The organism is Streptomyces recifensis (assembly GCF_002154615.1).
Classification (GTDB): domain Bacteria; phylum Actinomycetota; class Actinomycetes; order Streptomycetales; family Streptomycetaceae; genus Streptomyces; species Streptomyces griseoluteus.
This window is the reverse complement of sequence record NZ_MUNH01000555.1, coordinates 1-5,650: the sequence shown is the minus strand read 5'-3', so window position 1 is coordinate 5,650 and position 5,650 is coordinate 1. Positions and strand designations below refer to the sequence as shown.

Genomic DNA, 5,650 nt, shown 5'->3' with positions numbered 1-5,650 from the left:
CCCTGTCGCGCCCCCGGGCTGGAGCCGCTGGCTCGTGCCGCCCGCCGCGCTCTCCGTCCACCTCTCCATCGGCCAGGCGTACGCCTGGAGCGTGTTCAAGCCACCCCTGGAATCCGCGCTGCACCTCGACGGCACCCAGAGCGCGCTGCCGTTCCAGCTGGCGATCGTGATGCTCGGGCTGTCGGCCGCGTTCGGCGGCACGCTCGTCGAGCGCAACGGCCCGCGCTGGGCGATGACCGTGGCCCTGGTCTGCTTCTCCACCGGGTTCCTGATCTCCGCGCTCGGTGCGCAGACGCAGCAGTACTGGCTGATCGTCCTCGGGTACGGGTTCGTCGGCGGCATCGGCCTCGGCATCGGCTACATCTCGCCCGTCTCCACCCTGATGAAGTGGTTCCCGGACCGGCCCGGCATGGCCACCGGCATCGCCATCATGGGCTTCGGCGGCGGCGCGCTGATCGCCTCGCCGTGGTCGGCCCAGATGCTGGAGTCCTTCGGCACGGACCACTCCGGCATCGCGCTGGCGTTCCTGGTGCACGGACTGGCCTACGCCGTGTTCATGACCCTCGGGGTGCTGCTGGTCCGGGTGCCGCGGCCGGACGGGCGTACGGAGAGTGCCACCGGCGCGGCCGGAGGCGTCCAGGTATCGGCCCGCAGCGCCCTGCGCACCCCGCAGTTCTGGTGCCTGTGGGTCGTGCTCTGCACCAACGTCACGGCGGGGATCGGCATCCTGGAGAAGGCCGCGCCGATGATCACGGACTTCTTCGCGGACAGCTCCACGCCGGTCTCCGTCTCGGCGGCGGCCGGATTCGTCGCGCTGCTGTCGGCGGCCAACATGGCGGGCCGGATCGGCTGGTCCTCCACCTCCGACCTCATCGGGCGCAAGAACATCTACCGGGTCTACCTGGGCGTCGGCGCGCTGATGTACCTGGTCCTCGCCCTGTTCGGGGACACCTCCAAGCCGCTCTTCGTGCTGTGCGCGCTGGTCGTCCTCTCCTTCTACGGCGGCGGCTTCGCCACGGTCCCGGCGTATCTGAAGGACCTCTTCGGCACGTACAAGGTCGGCGCCATCCACGGCCGGCTGCTCACCGCCTGGTCCACCGCGGGCGTGCTCGGGCCGCTGATCGTCAACTGGATCGCCGACCGCCAGGAGGCCGCAGGGAAGGACGGACCCGCGCTGTACGGGCTCTCCTTCTCGATCATGATCGGCCTGCTCCTCGTCGGCTTCGTCGCCAACGAACTCATCCGCCCCGTCCACGCCCGTCACCACGTCCCCGCCCCGAAGGAGGCCCCCGATGCCCAGCGAGAGCAGCCCGCCTGACCGGCGCGCCCTGATCGCCCTCTCCTGGCTCTGGGTGGGCGCGCCGCTCGTCTACGGCCTGTACGAACTGGTGCGGAAGGCGACGCAGCTCTTCACGGGGTGACGCGCCCGGCGCCCGTCCGTGCGGGCGGGACGCCGAGCGCGTGAGCGGCATCCCGACGTACGAGGGTCTGCGTGAAGCCGACAACAGGGGTGCCCGATTCCTGTGGCTTCACGTACCCCCGTACCCGTGAGTCACTGCGCAGACTGGAGAGTCCCGCCACCCACGGCAGCAACGAGGGGACCCCGACATGCACGGCTCGCGTATCGCCGCGATCGGCCATTACCAGCCCGCCAAGGTGCTCACGAACGAGGACCTGGCGCGCATGGTCGACACCAGCGACGAGTGGATCACCAGCCGGGTCGGCATCCGTACCCGGCACATCGCGGGCCCCGACGAGCCGGTGGACGAGCTGGCCGCGCACGCCGCCGCCAAGGCGCTGGCCACGGCCGGGCTCGCCCCCCGCGACATCGACCTGGTGCTGGTCGCCACCTCCACGGCGATCGACCGCTCCCCGAACACCGCCGCGCGGGTCGCGGCCCGGCTGGGCATCCCCGAGCCCGCCGCGATGGACGTCAACGTGGTGTGCGCCGGCTTCACCCACGCGCTGGCCACCGCCGACCACACCGTACGGGCGGGCGCCGCGACGCGGGCGCTGGTGATCGGTGCCGACAAGATGTCCGAGGTCACCGACTGGACCGACCGCTCCACCTGCGTGCTGGTCGGCGACGGCGCGGGCGCGGCGGTGGTCGAGGCGTGTGCGCCGGGGGAGCAGGCGGGGATCGGGCCGGTGCTGTGGGGTTCGGTGCCGGAGATGGGCAACGCGGTACGGATCGAGGGCACGCCGCCGCGGTTCGCGCAGGAGGGGCAGAGCGTGTACCGCTGGGCCACCACCCAGCTCCCGCCGATCGCCCGGCGGGCCTGCGAGAAGGCGGGCGTCGAGCCGGCCGACCTGGCGGCGGTCGTCCTGCACCAGGCCAACCTGCGGATCATCGAGCCGCTGGCGCAGAAGATCGGCGCGGTGAACGCGGTCGTCGCCCGCGACGTCACCGAGTCCGGCAACACCTCCGCCGCGAGCATCCCGCTCGCCCTCTCCAAGCTGATCGAACAGGGCAGCGTCCGCTCCGGCGACCCGGTCCTCCTCTTCGGCTTCGGCGGCAACCTCTCCTACGCCGGCCAGGTGATCCGCTGTCCGTGACCCAGGGGTGGCCGAAGGCACGGATACGCAGGTGAAAGGCGCTCCGAAACCTTGGTATTGTTGTCCATGTCGCCGCGGGGAACACCCCCGGCCGGGTGACAGACACCTTGTCCGGGTGGCGGAATGGCAGACGCGCTAGCTTGAGGTGCTAGTGCCCTTTATCGGGCGTGGGGGTTCAAGTCCCCCCTCGGACACCACGAAAGCTGGACGATACGTTTTCGAGGGCCTCGACCTGTCGGTCGCGGCCCTTGTGGCGTTTCAGCAGCAGGCCGTTCCCTCCAGCACCGTGATGCCGGTGACGAGCGGCCGACCGTACAGGGCGAGGATCTCGTTGGCGAGGGCGATGGTGTGCAACGGGTTGTCCCGTTGCTGGTGGGCCTTGATGCCTGCTGCGAGGAGCCCGGTGGGCACGGCCCCCGCATCGAGGAGGACGCGCCACTCCGCGGGCGGGAGCTGAAGATACTCGAGGTGGATGAGCCGGGAGATCTCACAAGGATCGGCGAGAGTACCGGGATGGGCGCACAGGGTGCGCAGGCGCGGCAGGCCGAAGACGGGGGCTAGGCTGAGGGGCTCCTTCTCCCACACCCCGATGCTGAGGACCTCCAGGCCGGCATGGGCGGCGGCCTCGATGCCGGGGAGGGAGGCGCGGTTGACGTGGGCGACGAGTGGCGGCCCTTCGGCCCTTCGGACGGGCCGCCCGTCGAAGTGACGGTGGACGACCATGTCGGTGAGGGAATCGGCGACCAGCCCGGCACCGGTGTTCTCCTCGTGGCCGATGACGATCACTTGGCCGACGTGCCCCTGCGGCCCCGGGGTGAGGTCGACTGCGACACGGTCCCCGCCGCCGGTGTCACCGAAGACGATCCAGCCCGGCGATCCGACGAGCCCCTGCACGGCGTCCTCCGGCCCCGTCTCGACCGCCTCCATGGCGCCGAACTGCCACAGCACGTGCCGGGAGGCCGCGTCGGCGACGTACACCTCGTCGAGGGCGAGGAGCTCGCAGCCGATGGTGTCGTACGGCTCCCGGTAGTCGTCCCCGTCCTCATATCGATTCTGGACGATCTGGTACAGGGCCCTCAGCTCGGCGGGCAGCGGCACGCCCAGGCGCGCCTCGGCCGCTGCGATCTCCTCCTCGGAGGCGCCCACCGCGTCCGGGTGCCGTTCGCGAAGAGTGCGCCGCAGCAGTCCCACGTCGGCGGACGGAGCGGGCCGCGCGCCCGGCACCGGATCGGGCAGGCGGCGCACCGGCTCGGGCAGTGCCCCGTCCGCGAGGAGAAGTGTGCCCGGGTGCGCGGTCGCGACACCCGGCTCCGCGGAGGAGCACGGACTGATCACATGCAGCCGGACACCGCCAGGAGCGGAAGACGCCTCTACGACGAAGGAGACACCGTCGCCCCCGCTCTCCTCGAGCGCGTTCACGATCCGACCCACCGCGTCGAACTGATCCTGGTTGTCGGAGACTTGTGAGGCCTGCCCCGGCTGCGGCGGCCGGTACGGCAGTGGAACACTCCATGCCCCGGGACTGATCTGCCCCGCCACATGCCCGCCGGGCGCGGAGAGCGTCTCCGCGTGGGCGGCGTGCAGGAGACGCAGCAAAGGCTGCCAGGTGGTGAAGTCATGGAGCGAGGGCACGAGAAGACCTCCTGAAGATGTGCTCGCCGATTCTGGATCAAGGGTCGGGCGCTGACCACACGGGGCCTCCACCGGGCGGAAGCGGTACCCGGCGGTCGGGGTGTCGGCGCCGGCCGGGACGCGGCTCGGCCGGCGGACCGGTTACAGCAGGACGAGCAGCCTGGTCCCCGGGACCAGCTTCCGGTTGACCGAGGTCGACTGGACGAACACCGTGTAGGTCTCGTTGCTCCCCGGCGTCACCGTGACCTCCGTCGACGGCAGACCCAGGAGCTGCCGGGCGGCGGGACCTGTGAACACCTTCCCGGTCGTCCGGCCGGTGGCCGGGTCCTTCTCCGCCACGGCGATCTGCTTGTTGGCCTGGATCTTCTCGCGCTTGGACAGCTCGTAGAAGGCGCAGCCGGTCCTGTACGGATGCCCGGCGCCGGTGACGAAGTCGCGGATGGACGTCCGCCCGTCCACCGGGATCAGGACGTACTTGCCGGCGTCCAGGGCGCGGAGGCTGGACTTCACGTCCGCCGCGCTGAGGTCCTGGCCCATCGCGAAGAGGTCCCTGGTGCCGCGCACGCCCTGCTCCCGGTCCCGCAGGAACTTCGTGGCGGCCGTCTTGACGACGCCGATCGCCTCCTCGACGCCCTGGTCCGAGTCCGCGTCCCAGATCGAGATGTTGCCCGTCGGGAAGCCGTACTGCTGGGCGGTGCGCTTGGCCAGGGAGTTCGGCACCATGATGGCCGAGGTCCAGTGGTCCGGCAGGTTGTCCATCTTGTCCGCGATCCGGCTCCGCCACGTGTCCAGGACGGCACGGCCGTCGGGAAGGTGGTCGTGGCGCGCGCCCGTCGTGTCGGCGCCGGAGGCGTTCTCCTCGCCGTCGGTGACGACGACCTGGAGGAAGCTGTGCTCGCCGTACTCCTCCCATATGTGACCGAGGTCGTCGAGCGCCTTCACCGACGCCTGGATCAGTGCCGTCGCGCCGTTCTCGACGGTGTACAGCCCCCGCATGGACGGCAGGTGCTTGACGTCCATGTCCCACACCAGGTTCTCGACCAGGTGGTCGAAGGCGTAGAGGCTGATCCGGGTCTCGTGGCCGAGCCGGTCGGACTCCTCCGCCAGCCCCTTCACGAACTCGTCGACCACACGGACGAGTTGCTCCGAGTGGTCGCGCATCGAGCCGGACTTGTCGATGACCAGAGCGACGTGGTTCACGAAGTGCTTCTTGAGCCGGTCCTTCACCGTAGCGCTCATCGTGTCGATCCCCTTTTCCTGGTGGGGCCCCAACGCCCTTTTCCGCAGGCAGACATGGCCTGCCGAGGGTGAACCCCGGCAGGACCCCGGTCCGTCCAGATGATGGCTCCACCTTATGGAGGAGCACTGACAACGCATGCCGAGCCGCGGTGCCGGAGGCTCGACCCGCCCGGTCGGAAGCGGTCGCACCCGCGGTGGATCGGAGGACGCACTGAGGGAGGGC

Annotated in this window: 5 protein-coding genes and 1 tRNA gene; 4 read left to right on the top strand and 2 right to left on the bottom strand. The window is 70.5% G+C overall.

Going from position 1 to position 5,650, the window contains the following annotated elements:
* The 4 genes from CCN33_RS25735 to CCN33_RS25725 all read left to right on the top strand — a co-directional run.
* A partial coding sequence (locus tag CCN33_RS25735; RefSeq protein WP_086695856.1) for an OFA family MFS transporter occupies window positions 1–1,318 on the top strand: 1,318 nt, incomplete at its 5' end.
* Entirely contained in the window at window positions 1,293–1,421 is a 129-nt protein-coding gene (locus CCN33_RS33595) for an MFS transporter small subunit (RefSeq protein WP_279628207.1), read from the top strand. The genes CCN33_RS25735 and CCN33_RS33595, both read left to right, overlap by 26 nt.
* Before the next feature lie 187 nt (window positions 1,422–1,608).
* The gene (locus tag CCN33_RS25730; RefSeq protein WP_086695855.1) at window positions 1,609–2,556 is read left to right on the top strand and encodes a beta-ketoacyl-ACP synthase III; all 948 of its coding nucleotides are present in this window, start codon (window positions 1,609–1,611) and stop codon (window positions 2,554–2,556) included.
* Window positions 2,557–2,665: 109 nt separating this feature from the next.
* Window positions 2,666–2,753: transfer RNA gene (locus CCN33_RS25725), tRNA-Leu, on the top strand.
* Between the two features lie 61 nt (window positions 2,754–2,814).
* On the opposite strand, the gene CCN33_RS25720 is transcribed toward CCN33_RS25725, so the two are convergent.
* Window positions 2,815–4,188: an SMI1/KNR4 family protein gene (locus CCN33_RS25720; RefSeq protein WP_086695854.1), complete on the bottom strand. Its 1,374-nt coding sequence runs from the start codon at window positions 4,186–4,188 to the stop codon at window positions 2,815–2,817.
* 141 nt (window positions 4,189–4,329) lie between these two features.
* Window positions 4,330–5,427, bottom strand: a complete 1,098-nt coding sequence (locus CCN33_RS25715; RefSeq protein ID WP_086695853.1) for a vWA domain-containing protein — start codon at window positions 5,425–5,427, stop codon at window positions 4,330–4,332.
* Between the last annotated feature and the right edge of the window lie 223 nt (window positions 5,428–5,650).